The organism is Micromonospora sp. LOL_021 (assembly GCF_048060215.1).
Classification (GTDB): domain Bacteria; phylum Actinomycetota; class Actinomycetes; order Mycobacteriales; family Micromonosporaceae; genus Micromonospora_E.
This window is the reverse complement of sequence record NZ_JBHMIN010000026.1, coordinates 64429-88629: the sequence shown is the minus strand read 5'-3', so window position 1 is coordinate 88629 and position 24201 is coordinate 64429. Positions and strand designations below refer to the sequence as shown.

27 protein-coding genes and 1 pseudogene are annotated in these 24201 nt (G+C 69.1%); 18 read left to right on the top strand and 10 right to left on the bottom strand.

Annotated elements, in window-relative coordinates; all coding sequences use genetic code 11:
• From ACFHWT_RS18190 to ACFHWT_RS18180, 3 genes and pseudogenes are all read right to left on the bottom strand, one after another.
• A pseudogene (locus ACFHWT_RS18190) lies at positions 1 to 604 on the bottom strand (hypothetical protein); the annotation flags it as partial.
• A 101-nt stretch (positions 605 to 705) separates the two neighbouring features.
• Complete coding sequence (locus ACFHWT_RS18185) at positions 706 to 894, bottom strand: DUF397 domain-containing protein (protein WP_416595853.1); 189 nt, start codon at positions 892 to 894, stop codon at positions 706 to 708.
• Positions 884 to 1732 carry a helix-turn-helix domain-containing protein gene (locus ACFHWT_RS18180; protein WP_416595852.1) on the bottom strand — a complete coding sequence of 283 codons (849 nt, stop codon included), beginning with the start codon at positions 1730 to 1732 and terminating at the stop codon, positions 884 to 886. The genes ACFHWT_RS18185 and ACFHWT_RS18180 overlap by 11 nt, the downstream gene beginning before the upstream one ends.
• Positions 1733 to 1960: 228 nt before the next feature.
• On the opposite strand from ACFHWT_RS18180, the gene ACFHWT_RS18175 reads away from it, so the two are divergent.
• The 3 genes from ACFHWT_RS18175 (at position 1961) to ACFHWT_RS18165 (ending at position 4773) form a co-directional block, all read left to right on the top strand.
• Positions 1961 to 2104 carry a hypothetical protein gene (locus tag ACFHWT_RS18175; RefSeq protein ID WP_281551641.1) on the top strand — a complete coding sequence of 48 codons (144 nt, stop codon included), beginning with the start codon at positions 1961 to 1963 and terminating at the stop codon, positions 2102 to 2104.
• Positions 2101 to 3330, top strand: coding sequence for a helix-turn-helix domain-containing protein (locus ACFHWT_RS18170; protein WP_416595851.1), 1230 nt, complete (start codon positions 2101 to 2103; stop codon positions 3328 to 3330). The genes ACFHWT_RS18175 and ACFHWT_RS18170 overlap by 4 nt, the downstream gene beginning before the upstream one ends.
• A 144-nt stretch (positions 3331 to 3474) precedes the next feature.
• Positions 3475 to 4773 carry an ATP-binding protein gene (locus ACFHWT_RS18165; RefSeq protein ID WP_416595850.1) on the top strand — a complete coding sequence of 433 codons (1299 nt, stop codon included), beginning with the start codon at positions 3475 to 3477 and terminating at the stop codon, positions 4771 to 4773.
• Between the two features lie 11 nt (positions 4774 to 4784).
• Here the strand turns inward: ACFHWT_RS18165 and ACFHWT_RS18160 are convergent, their stop codons facing one another.
• The 3 genes from ACFHWT_RS18160 to ACFHWT_RS18150 all read right to left on the bottom strand — a co-directional run bounded on the left by ACFHWT_RS18160 (position 4785) and on the right by ACFHWT_RS18150 (position 5840).
• Positions 4785 to 5102: a helix-turn-helix domain-containing protein gene (locus ACFHWT_RS18160; protein ID WP_416595849.1), complete on the bottom strand. Its 318-nt coding sequence runs from the start codon at positions 5100 to 5102 to the stop codon at positions 4785 to 4787.
• Positions 5103 to 5184: 82 nt separating this feature from the next.
• Positions 5185 to 5484, bottom strand: a complete 300-nt coding sequence (locus ACFHWT_RS18155) for a helix-turn-helix domain-containing protein (protein ID WP_289211317.1) — start codon at positions 5482 to 5484, stop codon at positions 5185 to 5187.
• 2 nt (positions 5485 to 5486) lie between these two features.
• Complete coding sequence (locus tag ACFHWT_RS18150; protein WP_416595848.1) at positions 5487 to 5840, bottom strand: type II toxin-antitoxin system RelE/ParE family toxin; 354 nt, start codon at positions 5838 to 5840, stop codon at positions 5487 to 5489.
• A gap of 101 nt (positions 5841 to 5941) precedes the next feature.
• On the opposite strand from ACFHWT_RS18150, the gene ACFHWT_RS18145 reads away from it, so the two are divergent.
• The 12 genes from ACFHWT_RS18145 to ACFHWT_RS18090 all read left to right on the top strand — a co-directional run bounded on the left by ACFHWT_RS18145 (position 5942) and on the right by ACFHWT_RS18090 (position 17256).
• Complete coding sequence (locus ACFHWT_RS18145; RefSeq protein WP_416592248.1) at positions 5942 to 6283, top strand: ArsR/SmtB family transcription factor; 342 nt, start codon at positions 5942 to 5944, stop codon at positions 6281 to 6283.
• 3 nt (positions 6284 to 6286) lie between these two features.
• A complete protein-coding gene (locus ACFHWT_RS18140; RefSeq protein WP_416569467.1) occupies positions 6287 to 6796 on the top strand; it encodes an SRPBCC family protein in 510 nt (169 codons plus the stop codon).
• Between the two features lie 205 nt (positions 6797 to 7001).
• Positions 7002 to 7166 (top strand): hypothetical protein, encoded by a 165-nt coding sequence (locus tag ACFHWT_RS18135; RefSeq protein WP_416595847.1) that lies wholly within the window; start codon positions 7002 to 7004, stop codon positions 7164 to 7166.
• Between the two features lie 198 nt (positions 7167 to 7364).
• A complete protein-coding gene (locus tag ACFHWT_RS18130; protein WP_416595846.1) occupies positions 7365 to 8864 on the top strand; it encodes an LPXTG cell wall anchor domain-containing protein in 1500 nt (499 codons plus the stop codon).
• 184 nt (positions 8865 to 9048) lie between these two features.
• Positions 9049 to 10053 (top strand): hypothetical protein, encoded by a 1005-nt coding sequence (locus tag ACFHWT_RS18125; RefSeq protein WP_416595845.1) that lies wholly within the window; start codon positions 9049 to 9051, stop codon positions 10051 to 10053.
• Positions 10050 to 11777 carry a M16 family metallopeptidase gene (locus tag ACFHWT_RS18120; RefSeq protein WP_416595844.1) on the top strand — a complete coding sequence of 576 codons (1728 nt, stop codon included), beginning with the start codon at positions 10050 to 10052 and terminating at the stop codon, positions 11775 to 11777. Before ACFHWT_RS18125 ends, ACFHWT_RS18120 begins: the two co-directional genes overlap by 4 nt.
• A gap of 94 nt (positions 11778 to 11871) precedes the next feature.
• Positions 11872 to 12255, top strand: a complete 384-nt coding sequence (locus ACFHWT_RS18115; RefSeq protein WP_416595843.1) for a DUF1622 domain-containing protein — start codon at positions 11872 to 11874, stop codon at positions 12253 to 12255.
• 82 nt (positions 12256 to 12337) lie between these two features.
• On the top strand, positions 12338 to 12790 hold the full coding sequence (locus ACFHWT_RS18110) for a ChaB family protein (protein ID WP_416595842.1): 453 nt from the start codon (positions 12338 to 12340) through the stop codon (positions 12788 to 12790).
• A gap of 428 nt (positions 12791 to 13218) precedes the next feature.
• Positions 13219 to 14025 (top strand): p-hydroxycinnamoyl CoA hydratase/lyase, encoded by an 807-nt coding sequence (locus ACFHWT_RS18105; protein WP_278174068.1) that lies wholly within the window; start codon positions 13219 to 13221, stop codon positions 14023 to 14025.
• Entirely contained in the window at positions 14022 to 15572 is a 1551-nt protein-coding gene (locus ACFHWT_RS18100) for an AMP-binding protein (RefSeq protein WP_416595841.1), read from the top strand. The genes ACFHWT_RS18105 and ACFHWT_RS18100 overlap by 4 nt, the downstream gene beginning before the upstream one ends.
• A 91-nt stretch (positions 15573 to 15663) precedes the next feature.
• Positions 15664 to 16362: a DUF899 domain-containing protein gene (locus tag ACFHWT_RS18095; protein WP_416595840.1), complete on the top strand. Its 699-nt coding sequence runs from the start codon at positions 15664 to 15666 to the stop codon at positions 16360 to 16362.
• A 147-nt stretch (positions 16363 to 16509) separates the two neighbouring features.
• Positions 16510 to 17256 (top strand): SDR family NAD(P)-dependent oxidoreductase, encoded by a 747-nt coding sequence (locus ACFHWT_RS18090; protein WP_416595839.1) that lies wholly within the window; start codon positions 16510 to 16512, stop codon positions 17254 to 17256.
• A 78-nt stretch (positions 17257 to 17334) separates the two neighbouring features.
• Here ACFHWT_RS18090 and ACFHWT_RS18085 read toward each other — a convergent pair whose 3' ends face one another.
• Both ACFHWT_RS18085 and ACFHWT_RS18080 read right to left on the bottom strand, forming a co-directional pair.
• Positions 17335 to 18876 (bottom strand): GMC family oxidoreductase, encoded by a 1542-nt coding sequence (locus ACFHWT_RS18085; protein ID WP_416595838.1) that lies wholly within the window; start codon positions 18874 to 18876, stop codon positions 17335 to 17337.
• A gap of 137 nt (positions 18877 to 19013) precedes the next feature.
• Positions 19014 to 19727, bottom strand: coding sequence for a TetR-like C-terminal domain-containing protein (locus tag ACFHWT_RS18080; protein ID WP_416595837.1), 714 nt, complete (start codon positions 19725 to 19727; stop codon positions 19014 to 19016).
• Positions 19728 to 19868: 141 nt separating this feature from the next.
• Between ACFHWT_RS18080 and ACFHWT_RS18075 the strand changes: the two genes are divergently transcribed.
• From ACFHWT_RS18075 to ACFHWT_RS18065, 3 genes are all read left to right on the top strand, one after another.
• Positions 19869 to 21221 carry a carotenoid oxygenase family protein gene (locus ACFHWT_RS18075; protein ID WP_416595836.1) on the top strand — a complete coding sequence of 451 codons (1353 nt, stop codon included), beginning with the start codon at positions 19869 to 19871 and terminating at the stop codon, positions 21219 to 21221.
• A 96-nt stretch (positions 21222 to 21317) separates the two neighbouring features.
• The gene (locus ACFHWT_RS18070) at positions 21318 to 21929 is read left to right on the top strand and encodes a hypothetical protein (protein ID WP_416595835.1); all 612 of its coding nucleotides are present in this window, start codon (positions 21318 to 21320) and stop codon (positions 21927 to 21929) included.
• Positions 21919 to 22518 carry a copper resistance CopC family protein gene (locus tag ACFHWT_RS18065; RefSeq protein ID WP_416595834.1) on the top strand — a complete coding sequence of 200 codons (600 nt, stop codon included), beginning with the start codon at positions 21919 to 21921 and terminating at the stop codon, positions 22516 to 22518. Before ACFHWT_RS18070 ends, ACFHWT_RS18065 begins: the two co-directional genes overlap by 11 nt.
• A gap of 103 nt (positions 22519 to 22621) precedes the next feature.
• On the opposite strand, the gene ACFHWT_RS18060 is transcribed toward ACFHWT_RS18065, so the two are convergent.
• Entirely contained in the window at positions 22622 to 23497 is an 876-nt protein-coding gene (locus tag ACFHWT_RS18060; protein ID WP_416595833.1) for an SDR family NAD(P)-dependent oxidoreductase, read from the bottom strand.
• A gap of 25 nt (positions 23498 to 23522) precedes the next feature.
• Positions 23523 to 24122, bottom strand: a complete 600-nt coding sequence (locus ACFHWT_RS18055) for a carboxymuconolactone decarboxylase family protein (RefSeq protein WP_278174080.1) — start codon at positions 24120 to 24122, stop codon at positions 23523 to 23525.
• Positions 24123 to 24201 lie beyond the last annotated feature (79 nt).

The following is a 24201-nucleotide window of genomic DNA, read 5'->3' as shown; positions in this document are numbered from 1 at the left end:
TGTCGAGCGCACGGCGGGTGTCGGTGACGGCGTGGTTGTTGGCGTACGCCTCGGCGGCGCGCAGGTCGAGGATCGTGCCGACTTTCGGGCTGGTGGCGGGGTAGCTGGCCCGCGCGGTCTCGGCGAGGGTGATCGACTGCCGGAGTTGGCCGAGGTCCTTGGCCTGGCAGGACATGAAGCCGAGGATGTTCGCGCCGAGTCCGCGGTCACCGGCGGCGTGGGCCTGGTAGAGGCCGGCGATCCAGAACCGTTGGGCCTGGCTGTGGTTGCCGTCGTCGAACGACAGCCAGCCGGCGAGGCGCATCAGTTCACCGGCGGTGCCGTGCAGACGCCGCCCGACCGAGTCGGTGTAGCGGCGCTCGCGTAGCACCTCGACCACGGTCGCCAGGTGCTGACGGACCAGGCCGAGTGTCTGGCCGCTGCCGAGGTGGTCGTCCATCCGCCGCAGACTCGCCGTGACGGCGTCGAGGTGGTCGACGACCTCACCGGACAGCGGCCGGCCGGTCGTCGAGGCGACGTCCGTCGGCTGCTGGGCGATGATCCACTCGTGTGCCGGTGACGTCAGCGCGGAGACGAGCAGGGTCAGGTAGATCCGTCGGCGCATGCCGCCTCCCGACTCGGCAACCATCATCGGCCGTGACTGACGCAGTTGGTGCGCTCGTGGCGGCCCGTGTTGAAAGCCGCCACGAGCAGTGGAGCCAGGGGTTACGGGCGGGCGCCGTCGGACTTGAGGGTGGTGGTGAAGGTGGTCCAGGCGGTGGGGTCGAAGGTCAGCGTGCCGGCGGTGGGGGCTTTGGAGTCGCGTACGTCGATCTGGGTGCCCCGGTCGCGGACCTCGACGCACTGGCCGTTGCTGCCGGACCGGCTCGACGTGCGCCAGGCGTTACGTTCCATCCTCGCTCAGCTCCTTGATCAGCTTGACCGACTCGGCGGGCGACATCGCCAGCATCCTCAGATTGTCGTACGCCGCCGAGATTCGCGCCAGGTCGCGGGTTGACTCAAGGAACAGCTCACCGGCCAGGGTCTCGATGTAGCCGAGCGGTGGATCGTCCCGCTCGAAGCTGAGCAGAGCGAAGCCGCTGCTGTCCGCCAGGTGTGCGCCGGCTTCGAAACGCAGCACCTGGATCGTGACGTTGGGCAACTCGCTGAGCGTGACCAGGTGGGAGAGTTGGTCGCGCAGCACGTCCGGGCCGCCGACCTCGGTACGCAGCGCCGCCTCGGACAGGACGGCGTGCAGCCGCAGCGGTGTCGGTTGCCGGTGCAGCACTTCCTGTCGGGTCATCCGGGTGGTGACGCGTTGGTTGACCGTGTCCGGGTCGACCTCCCGACCGATGATGTTGACCTCGCGGGCGTAGCGTTCGGTCTGGAGTAGACCGGGCACCAGCGTCGGCTCGTAGTTCTTGAGCTCGACGGCTTCGGTCTCGTAGGCGATGTACGTCGCGTACTTGCCGCCGACGCGCTGCCACCAGCCGTCCTCGCGCAGGTCGCGGGCCTGGGCCAGCAGCGACGAGCCGGGCTCGGCGTCGAGCGGGACGCCGTAGGCGACCAGCAGCTCCATGACATCACCAGCTCGTGGCTTGATCTCGCCGGACTCGATCCGGCTGATCCGCGACGACGAGCAGCGGACCGACTTGGCGACTTCCTCGCCGGTCAGTCCCTTGGCTTCACGGAGCTTGCGCAGATCGCGGCCGAGTCGCCGGGAGCGTGGAGTGGCTGGGGCAAATCGAGGCATGGCCATGATTCTGCACGACCGTTGCTCATCTGTCTGCCCCTTAGGGCATGCTTCTATTCATTGATCATGAACGTAGTCTTGCCATGCATCAAGTGATGCTGCAATCTGTAGTCGATACGCCACGAGTCAGCCCCGCAGGGTGTGTCGCTGCGGCAACGCGGCGACCCGTCGGGGTCGGGGCGTGGCAACGCTCCGACCCGCCGGCCCCGCCAGAAGGTGAGAGTGCTTGTGATCGCCAGACTGCTACCGATAGTGTTCGCCGGTCTGATGCCCGGCTTCCTCCTCGGCCTGTTCGCGTTCCGGGTCAAGTCCCGGTGGTGCCCCCGCTGCGGCGCGACCACCGAGGAGATCCACCGGAGCATGCACCGATGACCGCGCCCGGCCGCCACCGCATCACCGAACTACCCATCGGCCGGCGGATCGCCCAACTCCGCGCCCGACGCGGACTCACCCAACAGGTCTTCGCCGACCGCATCGGCAAATCCCACTCCTGGGTCGACAAGGTCGAACGCGGCATCCGCTCCCTCGACCGCATCTCCGTCGTCCACACTGTCGCCGCCGTCCTCGGCGTCACCCCCGAAACCATCCTCGCCCCCACCACCAGCAGCCGACCCGAACCGGCCACCGACGTCGCGGCCGCCGTCGAACACCTCCGCGCCGCCCTCGCCCGCTACGACACCCCCACCCCCGACCAACCCACACCGTCCGCCGACGACCTGCACCACCGCATCCAGTACGCGTGGACCGCCTACCAGCACGCCCACTACCCACAACTACTCCGCACGCTGCCCGACCTGCTCACCCACACCCGCCACACCACCACCAGCGACGCCCCCGACGCCGCGTACCTGCTCACCCGCGTCTACCGGCTCACCGCCCACCTGCTGACCAAACTCGCCGAACCCCACCTCGCCTGGCTCGCCGCCGACCGCGCCATCGCCACCGCCAACGGCCACCCCGGACACACCGCCGCAGCCGCCATCGCCCTCGCCCAAGCGCTCCGTGCCCTGCACCGACCCACCCTCGCCACGCAGGCCGCGCTCACCGCCGTACCGCTGATCGACCCCGCCACGACCGACCACCCGGCACCCGACGACCACGCCCTCGCCGGCACCCTGCTCATCGAAGCCGCCCTCGCCGCCGCCACCGGCAACGACCCCGCCACCGCACACCAGCTCACCGACCACGCCGACAGACACGCCGCCGCCAGCCACGACCAGCGGCGGCCCGACCACGGTGACACCGCCACCGGGTTCGGGCCGACCGCCGTCGCACTCGCCCGCGCCCACCTCGCCGCCGCCCTCGGCGACCCACACCAGGCCATCGCCCACCATCAGCGGGCGACCGCAAGCGACGGCTGGCGGGAGCTACCCGCCGAGCACCGCGCCGCCCACCTGATCGACATCACCCGCGCCTACCTCGACACCGGCAACCCCACCGCCGCCGCCCGCGCCATCATCACCGCCGACCAGATCGCTCCCGCCGAAACCCGCACCCGACCCACCGCCCACACCGTCGTCGCCACGCTCCTACGGACCGCACCCACCCCCGGCCTGACCCGCCTCGCCACCACCATCGGCCTCACCCCGCGAACGTGACCAGCCGGCTGCTGGACCGCGACTCCCTGTGAAGTGCTCGAAATTTGGCAGCTCGGTTGCTCAAATCTTGGTATCCGCACTCCTCGAATAGTGGTAGTTTCACCTCCTGGGATTCGGTACTTCGTTGCTACGGAGGAGGCCAGGGTGCTGGAACCACTCGCCGGGATCGCGCAGCGGCGAGTCTCTGCGCTGCTCGATGACCTGCTCCGGGTGGAGCCGGTCATCGCCCTGCACGGCCCTCGCTCCGTTGGCAAGTCCACGGTCCTGCGCGCGCTCGCCGACCGGCACGGGGTCCCCGTTCTGGACCTGGACGAGTTGGGCATTCGCGACGCGGTGGTGGCCAACCCGCAGACAGCCGTCACGACGCCGGGCCTGCTCTGCGTGGACGAGTATCAGCATGCCCCGCAGATCCTCGACGCGTTGAAGGCTCGACTCAACCGCGAAGGCAGCCTTCCGGGTACCGCCGCGCTGACCGGGTCGACCCGCCAGGACGCGCTGCCCCGCACCGCGCAGGCACTCACCGGACGCCTGCACACCATGACGATCTGGCCCATGTCACAAGGAGAGATACGCGGCGTCCATGAAGATTTCCTGCCGGCGCTTCGCGCAGCGCCCGACGCGACCGTCGCAGCCAGGCCAGCGTCGACGACGACCCGGACGGAGTACGTTGATCGACTCTGCGCTGGAGGGTTCCCCCTGGCCCTGCGCCGCACAGGCCCCGCGCGCGACCGTTGGTTCGATGACTACGTCCGCCAGTCGCTGGAGCGCGATGCCATCGAGCTTGTCCGGGTACGTCAGCGCAGCATGCTGCGCGAGCTGCTGGGTCGACTGGCTGGAAGAACCGGGCAGGTACTCAACCTCACCAGCGCGTCCCAGGGCCTCGCAGGTGAGCGCAAGACCATCGAAGGCTACGTCCGCCTCCTCGAAGACCTATTTCTCATCGACCGACTTCCTGCTTGGGGTACGACGCTACGCGCGCGAGCCGCAGCATCACCGAAGGTGCATGTCGTCGACACCGGGGTGGCCGCCCGGCTGATGCGAGTCTCTCCCGCCAAACTCGCCACACTCGACCCGGCCGCCTTGACGGAGTTCGGGCACCTCCTCGAGAGCTTCGTCGTCGGCGAGCTTCGCAAGCAGGCCTCCTGGCTTGACGAAAACGTAACTACGGGGCACTGGCGCACCTACGACGGCGGCGAGGTCGACTACGTCATCGAGTTCGACGACGGCAGGGTCCTCGCGTTCGAAGTCAAGGCGAACGAACGCGTCGCGGGCGCAGACCTCAAAGGCCTCCGAGCGCTACGAGACGCACTCGGCGACAGGTTCATCGCCGGCGTGGCGTTCAGCACCGGACAACGCTCGTTCACCTACGAAGACCGCATTCACATCATGCCCGTCGACCGACTCTGGACACCTATCAGCGGCTACCTCACGCTGACGCGGTGATGGGGTGCGGGTCAGGCGATCGCGGCGATGGCGCCGTCGTCGAAGTAGATGGCCTGGTGAAGCCGGCCACCGAGCGCGGCGGCGTAGCGGGCGACGACATCCTGTCCGGAGATCTTGCCCTGTTCGATCTGGGAAACCCGGCCCTTGGTGACGCCTATCCGGTCGGCGACCTGTTGCTGGGTCAGGCCTCGGGCCTTGCGTACCTCGGCGAGGCGGTGCCCGACGACGGTGGCCAGCAGTTCCCGCTTGCCGGCTTCGACCGCCTCCTCGCCGCCGGCCCGTTCGACGTAGGCGCTCCGGACGTCACTCCAGCGTGTGTAGCTCGTCACGGCCTCACCTCCTGCATGGCACCTTCTCCTCGATCGATCTCGCAGCTGGGCAGACTCCACCACTGATCTGCTGTCAGCCTCGTCAGGCAGCGGCGTCGCGGGGCTCGAAGCCGACCTTCAGGCTCACTCCCAGCGCCGCTGCCAGTCGCTCCAGCACCACGAGTGTCGGCACGGTCCCGCCAGCCTCGAACCGGGCCACCGCAGACTGCGTCATCCCCGACGCCGTGGCCAGCTGCGTCTGACTCCAACCGCGACGCTCGCGCAGCTCACGCACCGAACGACCGAGCTCGAACGCCAACCGCGCCGCCTCGTACGCCTCAGCTGCGCCGGGCTCAGCCAACCGCCGCTCCCGCATAGCAGCCCAACCGCCACCCTCACCCATGGCTAGACCTCCTCCTTGCCCTCAACCTGGTGTGCCTCGTCGATGCACCGCGCCAGCGCCTGACGCGCTCGGTCGATCTCCCGCTCCTCGCGCATCCGGGTCTTGAAGAAGACCGTCAGCAAGATGATCCGCCTTCCAGGCCCGATCCAGTAGGTGACCCTTACCGCGTGCTGCTCAAGGTGGAACCGCAACTCACGGAGCTTCCGATCAAGCTGCTTCGTGTAAGGCTCGCCCAGTAGCGGCCCCTGCTCGGCCAGCAGGTCGACGTAGAACGCGGCTCGGGCGAACAGGGCACTCGGCAGACTCTCCAACCACTTCTCTACTTCCGGCTCCAGCTCCACGACACCCCAGGGCATAGCATAGATGTTATAGCAGCACGGCGGCCACAGCTGGCCCGACGTCAGCTTGACTGCGCGACCCACTTGACGCATTCCGTTATGGGAATATGATGACTGGCGTGGCACGAGCAGCGACGACGTCGGACGTCTTCAACGCGATCGCCGAGCCGCAGCGCCGGGACATCCTGGCGCTGCTGCGGGCGGGCGAGTGGCCGGTGACCGACCTGGCCCGGGAGCTGGGGATGAGCCAGCCACGGGCGTCCAAGCACCTGCGGGTGCTCCGGGAGGTGGGGCTGGTGCGGGTCCGCGAGTCGGGCAAGCAGCGCCTCTACGGCCTGGACGCCGGCGGCCTGCGGCCGATCCACGAGTGGGTCGGCGGGTTCGAGGAGTTCTGGAACGGCAGTTTCGACCGGCTGGACAGCTACGTGCAGGACCTCAAGCAGACACGACAGGAGCAGTGACCGATGGCAGGAGCAGAGCGGGAAACATCGGCGGAGCCGGCGACGGCCGACCGGGAGATCGTGATCTCCCGGGTCATCGACGCCCCACCGGAGCTGGTGTTCGAGGCGTTCACCGAGGTCCGGCACCTGTCACGGTGGTGGGGTCCGGAGGGGTTCAGCACCACCACGCGCTCCTTCGAGTTCCGGGTCGGCGGCGAGTGGGACTTCGTGATGCACGGCCCGGACGGCACCAACTACTCTGAATGGATCACCTGGACCGAGATCGTCCCACCGCAGCGGATCGCCCTGCTGCACGGCGAGTCCCGCGACGACCCGAACGCCTTCGAGTCGACTCTGGCCTTCGCACCGGACGGCGCGGCGACCCGGATCGTGATGTGTACCGTCTTCCCCACCAGGGAGCTACGCGACCAGGCCGTGGAGAAGTACCACGCGATCGAGGGCGGCGAGCAGACGTTGAGCAACCTGGCGGCCTACGTCGCCGAACTCGCCCAGCGGCAGGAGGAGGGTCGCTGATGGCCGGCAGGCGCACACCCCGGCAGCAGGGCAGCACCGGTCGAATGTAACTCGAAATGTAACCAGAGTCGTGGAATGTAACTGGCCGGGAGTTACACATTTGGCCGCTGGCAGAATATCCTGCTCATGGTGTTGCTGCGCGCAGAGCCTGCACGGAGGCGACCACAACGAGGCCCAGCGTGGCTTCGCGTTGCGGCTCGACAGGGTGACTGCTGACGACGGCCTGCTCGACGTGCTCCGCAAAGGAGTCAGGGACCACGGGGTGCGGATCCGGCTCGCCTACTGCCGTGCGTCGTTCGTGCAGTCCGACGCGATCCCTGACGACTGCCGCAGCAACCGGCTCACCATGGTCCGCGACCCACCGAGCTGATCATCGCCCACCGGGCCACAAGGCCGGATCACCGCCGCCGCTAGGCGCTACCCCGGGGCACGCCCGGCGGCTATGGGCCGGAACGTCACGGGGTTGCGGTGCGTCATCGGTTGTGGCTAATGTGCGCTGTCCTCTGTAAGCCTCTCAGCTGATCCGCTGCTTCGACATTCCATCGGGGGAAACCGCAGCATGCCCAGAATGACAGTTTTCGGCCGGCTCGCCGCCGGCTGTGCCGCCACCAGCCTGGCCGCTCTTTCGATCGCCACCCCGGCGCAGGCCGTGGAGTCCGACGAGATCGCCTGGGTCTCGCCGTCCATCGAGTACGTGACCAACATCGCGATGGACGCGACCACGCCGAAGCCGATCGAGGTCACCATCGACAACAGTGTGCCGACCCCGGCCGTCGACGTGTCGGTGACGATCGACGCGTCCGCCGTGTCGGACGCGTTCCGGATCGACCTGCCCGGCGCAAGCCAGGGTTGTACGGTCGCCGGCAAGGTGGCCACCTGCACGCTCGACGAACTCGCCGGCAACTCGACGCACGTCTACCGGGTCGACGCCCTGCCGGGTGACCTGGAGGTCCTGGAGTACTCGGGCGTCATCAAGGTCACCACCTCGGCCGCGAACATGCCAGAGGAGCAGCAGACCACCGGCATCGTCCAGCTCGCCTGGCCCGGGGTCGATCTCGTGGTCGGCGACATCGACGACGTGACGCTGCAGCCGGGGGAGAGCACGAACGTGCCGATTCAGGCCACGAACGTCGGCACGGTGGCGGCCGCTGGCGTACAGGTCGTGCTGAGCACCGGCCTGGACCTCGAGCTGCCGGACCGGTACGACAACTGTGAGTACAACCCTGACTTCCTGGAGCTGACCTGTCAGATCCTCGGCGAGGTCGGCCCGGGTGAGGTGTTCTCCCTACACGAGGAGACCCCGCTGCGGGTCAAGGTCGGCGAGACCGCACCCGGCCCATCCGAGCGGATCGTGGTGGTGGCGGTGCTGCCGCTGGGCGACGACGAGGTCGCGGCCCTCGGCACGATGTCCGCCCGATCGGCCGGCAACGAGCTTCGCCTGACCACCCTGGAGCCGCTGCCGGACCTCAACGACACCGACAACTGGACCGAATTCCTGGTCAATATTCCGAACCAGCCGGCCGACTCGGTGGCGATCGGTGCGACGGTGCAGGGGGCGGTCGGCGACGTGGTCGACATCGAGGTCGGCATGCGCAACGACGGCCCGGCCGACCTGATCCTGCCGGGCGAGGCGTGGGCCCCGTCCACGCTGGTGACGCTGCCTGTCGGAGTCGAAGCGGTTGCCGTCGGTGACCGCTGTGCCCCGGTCGTCGACGGGAGCCCGGTCTGGGACGACCGCGGTCAGCCCAACGGCCTGGTCTACTTCTGCCGGCCCACGCACAGCCCGGCAGTGGGGGAGTCGTTCCACTACCCGTTCCAGGTGGAGATCGTCGGCGCGGCCGGTGCCGCCGGCTCGATCGTCATCGACGGCGGCGTGCAGGACCCGGACACTGACAACAACACCGCCGAGATCACCCTCGGCAGCGGCGGCGAAGGTGCCGGTGGCGGGCTGCCGGTGACCGGGGCAAACGCCGGACTGCTGGCCGGCCTCGGCGCGGTCCTCGTCGTCGCCGGTGCGGTGGCCGTGGTGCTGTTCCGTCGCCGTCGGATCGTCACGATCGTCGACTGACCTCCATAGGAGCATCCGACCGTACGCCGTCCAGCCGACCGTACGCCGTCCATCCGGACCCCGCCGGGATCGCCCGGCGGGGTCCGGATGCTGCCTGTCCACGAGCGACGACCCTTACGCGAGCAGGGCCTACGACGCGAAACCGGGTCCCCGCCGTCGACGGCAGCCATCTACTATGCGCCGCATGCCTGCCGCACCACCGCTCACCCTCACCACCGATCTCACCACCGGCTACCCGGAGCTCGTCGAGCTGCGTGCCGCACTCGACCAGGCGGACTGGGCGGCCGCGTCGCGGCTGTTCACCGGTCAGCCGCCCGGCGAACCGGCCCAGTCACCCAGCGTCGGCACCGAACCGACCAGGCCGTCCGGCGTCGGCACCGAACTGATCTGGTACGCCAGCTCGGTCGACGCCGCACATGACGTGGCCCGGCGCCGACACGAGGCTGACCCGACCGATGGTCCCGCCGCCGCGCTGCTCGGCGCATGTCTGATCAAGCAGGCCTGGGCGGTCCGCACCAGTTTGCGCGCCGAGCATGTCAGCCGTGACCAGTTCCGGGAGTTCCACCGAACTCTGCGCGACGCCGAACGGGTGCTCATCGACGCGACCGCGTACCACCCGGACAACTGCGCGGCCTGGACGTACCGCCTCGTCACCGCCCGGGGTCTGGAGCTGGGCCGGTCCGAGGCGCGTCGGCGCTACGACCGGCTCGCCGAGACCGACCCGCACCACCTCCCCGGGCAGCGGCAACTACTGCAGCAGTTGTGTCCGAAGTGGGGCGGTTCGTTCGAGCAGATGCACGCCTTCGCCCGGGAGGCGGCTGCCGCCGCGCCAGCGGGTGCGCTCAACGGCAGGCTGGTCGCCGAGGCCCACACCGAGCACTGGTTGGAGCTGGAAGGCCGGGCGCAGCGCGACTACTGCGCCGACCCGCAGGTGCGTCAGGAGCTGCGGGACGCCGCAGCCAGGTCGGTGCTGCATCCAGACGCGGAGCAGTCGTACGGGTGGGTGGAGGCGCACAACGCCTTCGCCATGATCTTCAGCGTTATCGGCGATCACGCCGCCGCCGCACCGCACTTCGCTGCGGTCGGCAACCTGGTCGCTGCCGATGCCTGGGCGTACCTCAAGGACCCGGTGGCGGCGTTCGGACGGTTCCGTGAGCTCGCGACGAAGGCAGCAGGTGAGGCACGATGATCCGGCAACTCGACGTCAACGGGATTCCGGCGCTGCTGGCCCCGACCGGAGGGCCCACGCACGCCGGGCTGATGTTCCGGGTCGGCCAGGCCGACGAGACGCTGGCCCGGCGTGGCCTCACCCATCTGCTCGAACACCTCGTACTGCATCCGCTCGGCGCCGCCGACTACCACTACAACGGCACCACCGGCAGTGTGGTGACCCACTTTCACCTGTCGGGCTCCGTCGACGACATCACCATCTTTCTGACCGGGGTGTGCAGGTCGTTGCGGGAACTGCCGGTGCACCGCCTGGACACCGAGAAGGCGATCCTGGACACCGAGTGGGCCGGCCGGCCGGCTGCCGCCACCGACCAGTTGCCGCTGTGGCGCTACGGCGCGCGTGACTACGGGCTGGGTGCGTATGCTGAGCTCGGATTGCCCGCGATCACCGCCGAGGACCTGCAGGAGTGGGCGGCCCGGTACTTCACCCGGGAGAACGCGGTCCTCTGGCTGGCGGGTGCCGAGTTGCCGCCGGACCTGCGGCTGGAGTTGCCGTCCGGGACCCGGATGCCGGCCCCTGCCGCCTCGTCGGCGCTGGCGGGTACGCCGGCGTTCTTCTACGGGCCGGGTCGGGCGACCGCGATGGACGCGGTGGTGCCCGCCGGGGCGGCCGCCCGGGTGCTCAGCGGTGTCGTCGAGCGGGAGCTGTTTCGGGCGCTGCGGCAGCGGGACGGCCTGTCGTACACGACCGCCACCGACTACGAGCCACGAGGTGACGGCAACGCGGTGGTCACCGCCCTCGCGGACGCCCCCAACGGCAAGGAGGACGCGGTACTCGGTGGCTTCGTCGACGTACTGGCCAAGATCCGGGTGGGTCGGATCGACGAAGCGGACGTCGCCGCTGTCGTTGGTAAGGCCACCGACGCGTTGTCCAGCGTGGAAGCGGACGGCGCGCGGCTGCCGTCGATCGCGTTCAACCTGCTCACCGGCCGGCCGGTGCGGTCCAGCGACGACCTGACCCGGCAGTTGAAGGAGGTCACCGTCGAGTCGGTGCATGCGGTGGCGATCACTGCGCACGCGTCGTCGTTGCTGATGACGCCCCGCGGCCGGGGTGCCGACTGGGCCGGTTTCACCCGGGCCGAGCCGGGCCTGGTGGGGTTGCTTCCCGGCACCAGCCACCGAGGGCTGGGCGGGCTGGACGGCCAACGGCTGATCGTCGGGGCGGAGGGGGTCAGCCTCGTCACCGGGTCCGGGCAGTCCGGGCAGGTGGTATCGGTGCGCTACGACCGTTGCGCGGCGATGCTGGCCTGGCCGGACGGTGGTCGTCAGCTCATCGGTGACGACGGCGTCAGCCTGCAGTTGGAGCCGACGGTCTACGAGGGCGCCACCGCTGATCTGGCCGACGCTGCAGTCCCGGCGCAGGCCCGGATCGACCTGCCGGCCCGCGACCCGGCGGAGATCCCGCAGCCGGAGACCGTCGCCGGTCCGGCCGGGCGGCATCCCCGGTCGGGCGTCGCCGGCAGCGGGGTGGTCGCCCGGTTCCGAAGCCTGAGCAGTGGCCAGCAGTTGAAGGTCGGGGCGCTGGGGCTGATCACGCTCGTCGTCGGGGTCGCCGTGCTCAGCCTGACCATCGCCATGATCGTCGGAGCGGTCGACTTCCGGGTGTTGAGCGCGCTCGGCAGTTGGATGATCGCCGGCTACCTGGGCCGGGCGTTTCTGAAGGCCTGGAACGAGGACAGCTGAGGGGCCAAATTTGAAATCTCGCTTCGTGCGCGTATTGCGCGATTTATCCTGATCGTGCACCGGGCGTCGACCGAGACGGACTTCGTGGTCAGAGATGAACTTCGAGACAGCTGTCCTGTTCATCGGTACGACGGTCGACGCCCTCGGTGTGCTGATCATCCTCACCGGGCTGGTCGTCGGTACGGTGCTCTACCTGCGTGGCGCGTTCCGTGAGCGGAACATGCGGGCGACCTACCGTCGGTACCGGCAGGACATCGGCCGGGCGATCCTGCTCGGGCTGGAGTTCCTCGTCGCCGGGGACATCATCCGTACCGTGGCGATCTCGCCGACCTTCCAGAGCGTCGGCGTGCTGGCCATGATCGTCGCGGTGCGTACCTTCCTCAGCTTCTCCCTGGAGGTCGAGCTGGATGGCCGGTGGCCGTGGGGCCGGCGACGCCGCACCGGCGACGACGCCGCGGCGACGGGACGACAGGCATGACCTGCGGCGTCGTGGGTACGGGATGTGGTACGGCGAAACTCAGTGCCGCCCCCGGCGCAGACGACGTCCGTGAGGAGGAACGATGGCCGCCAAGCGGGAAAAGGCCGACAAGCACCAGCAGGCCGAGCAGATGCGCGACGACGTGCCCAGCACGATCGCCCGCTCCGACGACAAGGCCGTACGGACCTACAAGAAGACCCTGGAATCGGCCGAGGAGAGCTACGGCGACCCGGCGCGGGCGCACCGTGCGGCGTACGCCTCGTTGAAACACAGCCACGAGAAGGTCGGCGACCACTGGCAGCCGAAGGACAACTTGGGCCCGTCCGATCCACAGGCGGCCCAGGGGACACCGCGGTCGCTGCGCCAGCCGCGCGAGACCGCCCAGGGGGTGGACGCCAACGCCAGCAAGAGCCACCTTGACGACGTGGCGCGCCAGGTCGGCATCGACCACCCGCAGGACATGAACAAGGACGAACTGGTCAAGGCAATCGAGAGGGCGAACGCCCGGGCGACCGCGAAGGCCCGCAAGAAGTGACCGCCTGACGCACCTGAACGTCCGCGACTGACCACGTGACCCGGTCCCGGCTGTAGCCGGGACCGGGTCACGCGACCTTGCGGGTGGTCCGGGGGCTGCGGACCACCATCCCGGAATTCTTGCGGACCAGGCTCCAGCGCGTCCTCTCCCGGAATGCCGTTCCCTGCCGTCCGGTCGGCGATTGTGGGCAATATTCGGCAAGCGGTGCGGTGAATCATGCCGTATCGGATTTCGCTGCCCACCGGGGCAAGGCAACACCAAAGAAGCGTGCCGGATCGGTACTTGTGATGCTCGTAGCGCGGCGGGCCTACCGGAGGCTGCACTATCCAAATCCGGTTTGTACGGCCGAGCAAGCGGCCAAGGTCACGTGCGCGCATTTTTCGTTGCCCTACCGGAAAGAGGGAACCGAGATGATGGTGCTGGAAACTGTGAACCTCGAGATGGACGGCCCGGTGGCCACCATCTACATGAACCGCCCGGCCAAGAAGAACGCGATGAACCCGCAGATGCACCGGGACATGAACCAGGCCCTCGACACGATCGAGGCGGCCGGCAACGTCAAGGCGGTCGTGGTGACCGGCGTCGGCGACAGCTTCAGCGCTGGGATGGACCTCGAGGAGTGCTTCCTGCAGCCGTTCGACGACCCGCAGCTGTTCTACCGGACCAACCTGGTCGCGCTGAACTGGTTCAAGCGGCTCAAGGCGTTCCCGGCGGTGACCATCGCCAAGGTCAACGGGTTCGCGTTCGGCGGCGGCCTGCTGGTCACCGGCCTCTGTGACCTGGCGGTGACGTCGGAGACCGCGCTGTTCGGCCTGTCGGAGATCAACTTCGGGATCTTCCCGGCCGGCGGTGCCACCTGGGCGGCCACCCACAACCTGCCCCGCAAGCAGGCGCTCTACTACATCCTGACCGGCGACACCATGACCGGCCAGCAGGCGCAGGAGTACGGCCTGGTCAACAAGGCGGTGCCGGCCGACCAGCTGGACGCCGAGACCGACCGGATCGTGCGGAAGATCGCCAAGAAGAACCCGATCACCCTGGAACTGGCCAAGCAGGTCTACGAGCGCACCACCACCATGGACCTGCCGACCGCCATCGACTACGACCAGGCCAAGCTCTGGGAGCTGTCCCGGCTCAGCGGCAACGAGTGGGTCAACGTCGCGCTGAAGCAGTTCGAGAAGCGCGCCTACCAGCCGGGGCTGAGCACCTACAGCCGCGCGGAAGCGAAGTCATGACCACCACCACCCCGACGCCGACGACCGTCGACATCCCGGACCTGTCGCTGCCGGCGTTCGTGCTGCAGCGCGCCGAGCAGTACGGCGACCGTACGGCACTGGTCGACGTGGCCGGCGGCGACGGCTACACGTACCGCCAACTGGCCTCGATGGTCCGCCGGCTGGCCGCCGGGCTGCACGCCCGCGGCTTGCGCCGGGGCGATGTGCTGGCGATGCTCGCGCCGAACGTGCCGGAGTACCCGATCGTGGTGCTCGCCGCGTCGCTGGCCGGTGGCACGGTCGTCGTGCTCAACCCGATCGACACGCCCGACGACCTGGTCGGCCACCTCACCGACGCCGGCGCGAAGCTGCTGGTGACCGTACCGTCCGAGGTGCCCAAGGCGGCGGCGCTGGCCGCCCGTACCAAGGTCGAGGAGATCGTGGTGATGGGCGAGGCGGAGGGCGCGACGCCGCTGTCCGAGCTGCTCAGCGACGACCCGCCGCCGGAGGTGGCCATCGACCCGGCGAGCGACGTCGCCGCGCTGCTGCACTCCAGCGGCAGCACCGGACGTCCCAAGGGGGTGATGCTGACGCACCGCAACATCGTCGCGACCGTGCTGCAGACCAGGACGGTCACGCCGCTCGGCGCGGACGAGAAGGTGCTCGCCATGCCGCCGTTCCACCACGCGTTCGGTCTCATCATGGTGATGAGCGCCAGCCTGTTGCAGGGCGCGACGATCGTGACGATGCCGCGGTTCGACCCGGAGGGGTACGTCAAGGCGATCCACGACCACCGGATCACCCGCCTCTACATCGTCCCCACGCTCGCCGTGCTGCTGGCCCGGAGCCCGCTGCCGGACCGGTACGACCTGTCGTCGGTCCGGTCGATCGTCTCCGGCGGCGCCGCGCTCGACCCCGAGATCGCCCGGCTCTGCCGGGAACGTCTCGGCTGCCACATCGCCCAGGGGTACGGCCTCACCGAGGCGATGACGTCGTTCATGCAGCTCGAGGAGCCGTTGGTGCCCGCGTCGGTGGGCCGCACTGCGCCCAACGTCGAGTGCCGGATCGTCGACGTGACCACCGGTGCGCAGCTCGGTGCGCACCAGCGGGGCGAGATCCTGATCCGGGGGCCGCACGTGATGAAGGGGTACCTCAACGCCGCCGAGGTGACCAGCAAGATGCTCCGGCCGGACGGGTTCCTGCACACCGGTGACCTCGGCTACCTCGACGACGACGGCGAGCTGTTCCTGGTCGACCGGATCAAGGAACTCATCAAGTACAAGGGACAGCAGGTCTCCCCGGTCGAGCTCGAAGCGGTCCTGATGACCCACCCGAAGGTGGCCGACGCCGCGGTGATCGGTGTGCCGGACGAGGAGGCCAGCGAGATCCCGAAGGCCTTCGTGGTCGCGAAGGAGCCGACCACCGAGCAGGAGCTCATGACGTTCGTCGCCGACCGGGTGGCGCCGTACAAGAAGGTCCGGCAGATCGAGTTCATCGAGCAGATTCCCCGTACCCCCGTGGGCAAGATCGAGCGGCGTCGGCTGAAGGAGCGGACGTTCAGCTCGTAGTCGGTGCCGGGCAAGCGGGGAGAAGTTCCGGCGACCAGTTTCCTGTCATTCTGGCCATGGATGGTTCCGGCCGAAGTTCTGAGGAGATCTGATGAACCCTCCGCAAGTTGTCTCCAGAGAAGAATGGCTGGCGGCTCGCACAGCGTTGCTGGAGAAGGAGAAGGAAGTCACCAAGGCGCGGGACATGATCGCGGAAGAGCGCCGCAATCTCCCGATGGTCAAGGTGGAGAAGGAGTACCTCTTCGAGGGGCCGAACGGCACGCTGACGCTGCTCGACCTGTTCGAGGGGCGCCGCCAGCTCGTCGTGCGGCACTTCATGTACGCCCCGGGCGACAAGGAGGGCTGCATCGGCTGCTCGATGCAGGCCGACAGCGTCGGCGAGCTGTCGCACATGTGGGCCCGGGACACCACCTTCGTGATGATCTCGCGGGCTCCGCTGGCCGATTTCCAGGCGTTCAAGGCCCGGATGGGCTGGGAGATCCCCTGGTACTCGTCGTTCGGCAGCGACTTCAACTACGACTACGAGGTCTCCACCGAGCAGGGCGAGTCGCCCGGCGTCAGCGCCTTCTACCGCGACGGCGACGACGTCTACTTCACCTACTCGATCTTCGATCGGGGCGGTGAGATCTTCAAGAACTTCTACAACTACCTGGACATCACCCACCTCGGCCGGCGCGAGGACGAGCTCGAGCACCCGTGGGACTGGTGGCGTCACAAGGACCGGTACGACGCGGAGAACGCGGCGGTGCCGGGCACCAACTGGTGGAACGGCACCAGGTTCCAGAAGTAGCCCTGATCCGGGCGGGACGGCTCCGGCTTCTGGCGAATCCACAGATTCGCCAGAAGCCGGAGCCGTAGGCCTGTCCCGGCCGTCCCGCCAGCCGGCCGGGGGAGCCATCCAGCAGCCACCCCATCATCCCAGCACAGTGGAGGAACCATGAGTGACATGTCGGGCCGGACCACGATCGTGGTCGGGGCGAGCCGGGGCCTGGGCCACGGGGTCGCCACCGCCTTCGCCGACGCCGGTGCGCCGGTGATCGCGGTGGCCCGTACCGCGATGGACTTCCCGGCGCCGGCCAACGGCGCCGGATCGATCCAGCCGGAGATCGCCGACGCCGGTGCAGCCACCGTCCCGGCCACCCTGATCGACCAGTACGAGCCGGAGGCCGTGATCCTGGTCGCCGGGGCCACCCCGCACATGCGCCCGCTGCAGGAGCAGACCTGGGAGACGTTCTCGGTCAACTGGGAGACCGACGTGCGGATCACCTTCCACTGGCTGCGCGAGGTGCTGCTCAAGCCGCTGCGTCCGGGCAGCCGGGTGATCGTGATCAGCAGCGGTGCCGTGCTCGGCGGATCGCCGCTCAGCGGCGGCTACGCCGGTGCCAAGGCGGCTCAGCGCTACATCACCGGCTACGCCCAGGATGAGGCGAAGCGGGCCGGTCTGGACATCACCTTCACCACCGTGCTGCCGAGGTTCGCGCCGATGACCGGGGTGGGCCTGCCCGCCGTACGGGCGTATGCGGCCCGCGCCGGCAAGTCGACCGAAGAGTTCGTCAACCGGATCGGGCCGCCGCTGACCCCGCAGATCGCGGGTGCCGCGCTGCTGGACCTGGTCCGGGCGGACGCCGCGGCGGTCGAGCCGGGCTACGAGCTCACCGGGGCCGGGCTGAAGAAACTGTCCTGACCCCGGACCGACGGTGATGCCCCGCGGGTAGCGTGCTACCCGCGGGGCATGTCGTGTCACCCCGGTCGTTGCCGGCGGTCAGGAGGCCTGCAGCCAGTCCGCGAGCCGCTCACCGATCATGATCGAGGTCAGGTTGGTGTTGCAGTTGACGATCGACGGCATGACCGAGGCGTCGCCCACGTACAGGTTCTCCGTGCCGTGCACCCGCAGCCGTTCGTCGACGACCGCGTCGGCGTCGTCGGCGGTGCCCATCCGGGTGGTGCCGACCGGGTGGTAGCCGCTGTCCAGGCTGAGCCGGACGTAGTGGCCGAGGATGTCGTCGTCGGAGACCATCTCCTCGCCGAGGACGACGAACCGGTCGCCGCGGTCGACGATGCCCGGGGTCTGCATCAGCTGCCAGCAGGTGCGGACCGCGTCGACCAGGATCTTGATGTCCTGCTCGGTGGCGAGGAAGTTCAGGTCGATGTCCGGCGGTGACGTCGGGTCGGCCGAGGCGAGCACCAGGCGTCCCCTCGACTGTGGCCGCTGGTGCACCACCATCACCCCGAAGATCGTCTTCGCCGCGGCGAGCATCTGCAGCTCGGGGAAGAGCGTCAGATCGAAGTGATTGATCATGTAGTACTGCAGGTCGTTGAACTCGTCCGAGCCCGGTGCGGTGGTGCGCACCATGGTCTGCAGGAAGGCGTCCTGCGGGTCGAACGTGCCTTCCTTCGGCACCATGAACGCGCCGGTGCGCGGGTGGTCGATCAGGGTGCCGCCGACCCCGGGACGGTCGAGCAGCACGTCGATGCCGAGCCGGCGCAGATCGCTGGCCGGACCGATGCCCGAGCGCATCAGGATGGCCGGCGAGTTGACCGCCCCGGCGGCCAGCACGACGTTGCGGGCGTGGATCTCCTCGGTGCCGCCGGCCGGGTTGGTGACCTCCACCCCGTGCGCCCGGGTCCCGGTGAACAGCACCCGGTTGACCTGCGCCCCGGAGTAGATGGTCAGGTTCGCCCGGCCGCGGGCCGTGCCCAGGTAGCCCATCGCGGTGGAGAACCGGGTACGGGTGTCGTTGCGGTTCGACGGGATGGGACCGACCCCGGTGGCCTCGGGGTGGTTGTGGTCCTCCACGTCGGGGAAGCCGGCCTTGAGGGCGGCTTCGTGGAAGACGTGCTGCACCGGGGCCAGCTCGTCGGGCCGCCACCGGCGGATCGGGATCGGACCGCCCCGACCGTGGAACTCGTTGTCGAAGTCCAGGTCGTTTTCGAGTCGCTTGTAGTACGGCAGGACCTCGTTCCAGGCCCACGCCGGATTGCCCATCGACGCCCATTCGTCGAAGTTGTTCGGCGTGCCACGCAGGGCGATGGTCGCGCCGACCGCAGACGATCCGCCGGTCAGTTTCCCGCGCGGGAAGATGATGCGCCGACGGTCGGTGATTTCGGCCTTGAAGTGCCAGTCGTACGTAGACATCGACATGGCGCTGCCGTCGAGGATCTCGTCCGGTGTCTCGTCGACGGTGGCGTAGTCCGGACCCGCCTCCAGCAGCAGCACCCTGCGCTGCGGGTCTTCGCTCAGTCGGGCGGCGAGTGCGGCTCCGGCGGACCCGGCTCCGACCACCAGATAATCGAATTCGTTCATCAGCGGCGTCCTTCGGCAGTGTCGAGTTGGCGATCCTGGGCGTTTTTCGCAGGACTGGATGCGCATCCATCGCAGGGACCTTCACGTCCCCCGATGAGCATCACATTTGCCAATTCGCGGTGCTTCTCCGCCGTTGCTCAGGGTGTTACTTCTCCGGTATTGCTCAGGGCGCTGCTTTTCTGGCTGAGCGGTGCCGCCGCCGCCGGCCGCGGCGGTCGGCGGCGGCGGGCCCGGGCCAGCGAGATCATGGTGGCTTCGTGCTTGTCGCCAGCGCCCACCATCAGCGAGCGCAACTGGGTCTCGAAGCACAGGTCGGCGTCGTACGGGTCGATCAGGTAGCCGCCGAGTTCGAGGGCGACCAGGCCGTGTAGCGCGATCCACATGGTCTGCCCGACGAGCAGCGGGTCGGCTGGCCGGAACCGGCCCTGCTCGGTGGCCCGGGACACGGCGTCGACCAGCGGCTCCAGGGTGTACCGGCCGTGCTGGCGGTCCCCCTCGCCGAGGGCGAACCCGCCGAGCGCCGAGCTGCCGAACATGACCAGGTAGAGCTGCGGGTGGTCGAGGGCGTTGGCGCGGTACGCGTACCCGAGTGCCATCACGTCGGCCACAGCGTCGTTGGTGGCCCGTACGGTCGCCATCCGCCGGTGCAGCCGGGCGAAGCCCTCGTGCACCATCGCCCGGACCAGGTTGTCCATCCCGCCGTAGTAGGTGTAGACGACGGTGGTCGACGTGCCGACCTCGGCTGCCAGCCGGCGGGTGGTCAGCGCCGCCGTGCCGCCTTCGGCCAGTAGCCGCGCGGCTGCTTCGAGCAGGGCGGCGGCCAGCTGCGGATCGACCCGGCGCGGACTCACATTGACATGATCTCACGCCCGGCGTACCGTCGAGACATAACGTTGTTACGTAACCGCGAAACGTAACGTTGGTGCGTAACGACGCCGTCCAGGTCGTCGACACCGACCTCGATGGCAAACGTACGGCCGGTGGAGGCCCCGATGAGCGTCGTCACCCACTCACCCCTGACCCCCGCGACCGTCCGCCGGGACAACCGGCGCCCCGTCGCTCACGAGACGACCGGCACCGACCTGGTCGTCAGCGGTCGGTTGCCCGCCGAGCTCGACGGCTGCCTGGTCCGGATCGGCCCCAACCCGACCCGATCCGACCCGCGGGCCCACCCGCTGGTCGGCGACGGCATGGTGCACGGTGTGCGACTGCGGCACGGTCGGGCGCTGTGGTACCGCAACCGGTGGGTACGCAGCGACAGCGTCGCCCGTACCCGCGGTGAGCTGGCCATCCCCGGCCCCCGGCACGGGCTGAGTGACAACGCCAACGCCAACGTGATCCGGCACGCCGGCCGTACCCTCGCGCTCGGCGAAGCCGGCGTCCTGCCGATCGAGCTCGACGGCGAGCTCGACTCGGTGGCCCGGACGGACTTCGACGCGACCCTGCCGCACGGCTTCACCGCGCACGCCGAGACCGACCCGGTCACCGGGGAGCTGTTCGGCGTCGCCTACTACCACGATCTGCCCTACGTCGAACACCTGATCGTCGGCGCGGACGGCCGGGTACGGCGCAGCACCCGGATCGAGGTGGCCGGAACCCCGCTGATGCACTCGGTTGCCCTGACCGACCGGCACACCGTGCTGTTCGACCTGCCGGTCGCCTTCGACCCGGCCCTGGCCCACGCCGGCTCCCGGTTTCCGTACGCCTGGTCCGCCGATCGGTCGGCCCGGGTCGGCCTGCTCCCCCGGGCCGCCGCCGGGCCGGACGTGCGCTGGTTCGAGATCGATCCGTGTTACGTCTTCCACCCGGTGAACGCCTACGAGACCGCCGACCGGTGCGTGGTCGACGTCGTACGGCACGAGCGGGTCTTCGACCGGGACCGCCGGGCACCCGGTGAGTGCGCCCCGACGCTGTGGCGCTGGACCCTCGACCTGGCCAGCGGGTCCGTGGCGGCCGAACAGCTCGACGACATCCCGCAGGAGTTCCCGCGCATCGACGACCGGCGCAAGACGACCCCTCACCGGTACGTCTACACGGTGGCGATGCAGGACGGTACCGGCACGCTGGGCGGCTCGGCGCTGCTGCGGCACGATCTGGACCGCCGGGACGTGGCGGTGCACGACTTCGGGCCGTACCGGGAGGCGGGGGAGGCCGTCTTCGTGCCGCGTGGCCCGGTCGGCGCAGAGGATGACGGCTGGCTGCTCACCTATGTGTACGACGCCCGGGTCGACCGCAGCAGCCTGGTGGTGCTCGACGCCGCCGACTTCACCGGTGAGCCGGTGGCCGTGGTGCACCTGCCGGTACGGGTGCCCAGCGGCTTCCACGCCAACTGGATCGCCGGCTGAACATGCCCAACTAGGCAATTTCCACTATCCACGACGTCATGTTGCCAGCTAGCTTCGCGACAGGATGTCATGCCTGGCTCACGGAAGGTATGCAAAATGGCCCATTCCGCTGCCCATCCCGCCCCCCATCCCGCTTCCTCCAGTTCCCCCGGCCTGGTGGCCCGGCTCAACGGCGCACACCACAAGCTGGCCCTGAACGGTTTCCTCGTCGTCGTCCTCGCGCACTGGGCCGAACACCTGGTCCAGGCGTACCAGATCTGGGTGCTCGGCAGCCCCCGGCCGCAGGCCCGGGGCGTGCTCGGCCAGTGGTTCCCCTGGCTGGTCAGCTCCGAGTGGCTGCACTACGGGTACGCCATCGTGATGCTCGTCTTCCTGTTCCTGCTCCGCCCCGGGTTCACCGGACGGGCCCGGACCTGGTGGACCATCGCACTGGCCATCCAGTTCTGGCACCACATCGAACATCTGCTGCTGCTGATCCAGGCGCAGACCGGCACCATCTTCTTCGGCCAGCCGGTGGTGACCAGCGTGGTGCAGCTGATCGTGCCCCGTGTCGAGCTGCACCTGTTCTACAACTCGGTGGTCTTCATCCCGATGGTGGTCGCGATGTACCTGCACCTGCGCCCGAACGATCGGGAGCGGGAGCAGATGAGCTGCAGCTGTGCCGGCCACCGGTCGGAAGTCCGACCGCTCGCCCCCCATGCGGCCTGACCCGCGCCCAGGCGTACCAGCCGGCGCTTTCGGGCTGGCCGGCGTCGTCGCGGCGGTGGCCGTGGTGCTGTTGGCCACTCCCGGCAGCGCCCGGGCCGACGACGGCAGGCTGCTCCTGGCGGACCCGCCGGTCGACGCGGCGCTCAGCGTCGCGCCGACCGGCGTGACGCTGTCCTTCACCGACACCGTGCAGCCGGAACTGTCTCACGTCGAGGTGTTCGACGGCGCCGGCGACGAGGTCACCGACGGCGACTACCGGCAGGTCGCCCCGGACCGGGTGCACCAGCCGGTGCAGATCGGTGCCGACGGTGACTACACCGTCGCGTACCACGTGACGTTTCCCGACGGTTCGGACCTGACGGACGTCTACCGGTTCAGCGTGGGCACCGGCGTGCCGCCGGCCGCGCTGGACGCCGCAACCCGCGAGGCCCGCGCCGACGCGGTGTCCGAACACGCCCACCAGATCGACGGATTCAGCGCGGCCCTGCTGGTCATCGACGGGCTGGTGCTGTTCGTGGTGATCGCGCTGCTGTGGCTGCGGCCCCGCGACGGCCGGCCGACGTCACTGCGCTACCGCGATCCTGACTGACGAATCAGACAGCGGGACGGGGTACGCCGGCGGTCGTCGTGCCGGACCGACTGATCGGCGCCGACGGTTCGGACCGCCGGCGCCGATCAACCGTGGAACACGGTCAGGGGATGGGGAAGAACGCGCGGACGAACCGGTCCCAGTTGCGGTCGCCGATCGTCGCCCGCATCCGGGTCAGCAGCCGGGCGGGTATCCCGAGCCGGTACCGGACACGCGGGTTGGGGTGGGTGACCGCGGTCTCGATGACCTTGGCCACATGCTCGGCGCGGACCGCCATCTTGCCGCGTAGCGGCGGGTTGTCGCTGAGCCGGTATGCCTGGTGCCACTGTACGAAGTAGTCCCAGAAGTCCTTGTACAGCGCCGGGTTGCCGTGCGACTGCATGCCGAGGTCGGCGACGCTGTCCGGGACGAAGCCGCCGAGGATCGGCGACGGCTCGATCAGCACCACCTTGATGTCGAACCGGGCCACCTCGTGCCGCAGCGAGTCGCCGATCGCCTCCAACGCGTGCTTGGTGGCCTGGTAGTAGCCCCGACCCGGCGTCGCGAACAGCCCGAAGATCGACGACATCAGCACCACCCGGCCGCCGCCCTGCTCCCGCATTCCGGGCAGGACCATCTGGGTGAGCCGGCACAGACCGAAGACGTTCGTCTCGAACTGGGCCCGCACCTCGTCCATCGGAGTCTCCCCGATGGTGCCGTTGAGGCTGTACGCCGCGTTGTTGATCAGCGTACCGACCGCGCCGTGCTCGTCGGTGATCCGCTTGACCGCGGCGGCCATCGACTCCTCGTCGGTGACGTCGAGATGCATCACGGTGATGCCCTCGGCGGCCAGATCGGCCAGCGCGTCGATGTTGCGGCCGGTGGCGTAGACCGGCCAGCCGGCCCGGTGCAGGCGCAGCGCGGCCGCCCGGCCCGAGCCGGACGACATGCCGGTGCCCGACGAGGCACCGGTCAGCAGGATCGCGCGGGATCGTGTCACGACCGGACTCCCTTCCGACCGGAGGTCACTCGTCGCCCTGCCGGGCGATCCGGCTGCGGTCGGTCGAGGTACCCAACCCGGTCGCGTCGACCAGCCGGTTGATGAAGGCGAACAGGCTGGCGCAGAAGACCGCCTCGAGCATCTCGGCGTCGCTCCAACCGGCGGCGGCGGCCCGTTCCCAGTCGGCGTCGGTGATCTTGTACGCGCCGGTGCTGACCTTCTCGACCAGCTTCATCAGCGGTCGGGTTCGCTCGTCGACCGGCAGCTCCTCGGCGGTCGAGGCGGTCGAGACGGCCTCGACCAGCTCCTCGCTGCCACCGAACTCGCTGAGGAACCAGCTGTGCGTGCCCACGCAGTACGGGCAGCCGTTCAGCTTGGACGTCCAGGCCGAGATGAGCTCTTTCAGGTCGCGGGGCAGGGTGTCGCCCTTGAAGATGCCCCCGTAGCCGGCGACAACCACCTCGAGCAGCCGGGGATTGGTCGAGGTGAGCCGGAACATGTCCGGCACGAACGGCAGCCCGGTGACTGCCTTGATCTGCTCGTAGAGTTCGGCGGTGCGGCCTTCGGCGTGCTCCTCGTCAATCAGCGGGACCCGGATTCCCGGCTGCTTTGTCGTCGTTTCCATTGAGTGTTCTCCTCAGTGGGTGAGCGGGTGCCGGGTCTGCCCGTGCGTCAACTCTCCACATCAGACCCGAACCGGGGAC

What these genes read in the sequence shown, in the direction of transcription:
- ACFHWT_RS18185 (WP_416595853.1), bottom strand. Translation starts at nt 894, where the DNA reads ATGGAACGTAACGCCTGGCGCACGTCGAGCCGGTCCGGCAGCAACGGC.
- ACFHWT_RS18180 (WP_416595852.1), bottom strand. Translation starts at nt 1,732, where the DNA reads ATGCCTCGATTTGCCCCAGCCACTCCACGCTCCCGGCGACTCGGCCGC.
- ACFHWT_RS18170 (WP_416595851.1), top strand. Translation starts at nt 2,101, where the DNA reads ATGACCGCGCCCGGCCGCCACCGCATCACCGAACTACCCATCGGCCGG.
- ACFHWT_RS18155 (WP_289211317.1), bottom strand. Translation starts at nt 5,484, where the DNA reads ATGGGTGAGGGTGGCGGTTGGGCTGCTATGCGGGAGCGGCGGTTGGCT.
- ACFHWT_RS18150 (WP_416595848.1), bottom strand. Translation starts at nt 5,840, where the DNA reads ATGCCCTGGGGTGTCGTGGAGCTGGAGCCGGAAGTAGAGAAGTGGTTG.
- ACFHWT_RS18140 (WP_416569467.1), top strand. Translation starts at nt 6,287, where the DNA reads ATGGCAGGAGCAGAGCGGGAAACATCGGCGGAGCCGGCGACGGCCGAC.
- ACFHWT_RS18130 (WP_416595846.1), top strand. Translation starts at nt 7,365, where the DNA reads ATGACAGTTTTCGGCCGGCTCGCCGCCGGCTGTGCCGCCACCAGCCTG.
- ACFHWT_RS18125 (WP_416595845.1), top strand. Translation starts at nt 9,049, where the DNA reads ATGCCTGCCGCACCACCGCTCACCCTCACCACCGATCTCACCACCGGC.
- ACFHWT_RS18120 (WP_416595844.1), top strand. Translation starts at nt 10,050, where the DNA reads ATGATCCGGCAACTCGACGTCAACGGGATTCCGGCGCTGCTGGCCCCG.
- ACFHWT_RS18115 (WP_416595843.1), top strand. Translation starts at nt 11,872, where the DNA reads ATGAACTTCGAGACAGCTGTCCTGTTCATCGGTACGACGGTCGACGCC.
- ACFHWT_RS18110 (WP_416595842.1), top strand. Translation starts at nt 12,338, where the DNA reads ATGGCCGCCAAGCGGGAAAAGGCCGACAAGCACCAGCAGGCCGAGCAG.
- ACFHWT_RS18100 (WP_416595841.1), top strand. Translation starts at nt 14,022, where the DNA reads ATGACCACCACCACCCCGACGCCGACGACCGTCGACATCCCGGACCTG.
- ACFHWT_RS18095 (WP_416595840.1), top strand. Translation starts at nt 15,664, where the DNA reads ATGAACCCTCCGCAAGTTGTCTCCAGAGAAGAATGGCTGGCGGCTCGC.
- ACFHWT_RS18090 (WP_416595839.1), top strand. Translation starts at nt 16,510, where the DNA reads ATGAGTGACATGTCGGGCCGGACCACGATCGTGGTCGGGGCGAGCCGG.
- ACFHWT_RS18085 (WP_416595838.1), bottom strand. Translation starts at nt 18,876, where the DNA reads ATGAACGAATTCGATTATCTGGTGGTCGGAGCCGGGTCCGCCGGAGCC.
- ACFHWT_RS18075 (WP_416595836.1), top strand. Translation starts at nt 19,869, where the DNA reads ATGAGCGTCGTCACCCACTCACCCCTGACCCCCGCGACCGTCCGCCGG.
- ACFHWT_RS18070 (WP_416595835.1), top strand. Translation starts at nt 21,318, where the DNA reads ATGGCCCATTCCGCTGCCCATCCCGCCCCCCATCCCGCTTCCTCCAGT.
- ACFHWT_RS18065 (WP_416595834.1), top strand. Translation starts at nt 21,919, where the DNA reads ATGCGGCCTGACCCGCGCCCAGGCGTACCAGCCGGCGCTTTCGGGCTG.
- ACFHWT_RS18055 (WP_278174080.1), bottom strand. Translation starts at nt 24,122, where the DNA reads ATGGAAACGACGACAAAGCAGCCGGGAATCCGGGTCCCGCTGATTGAC.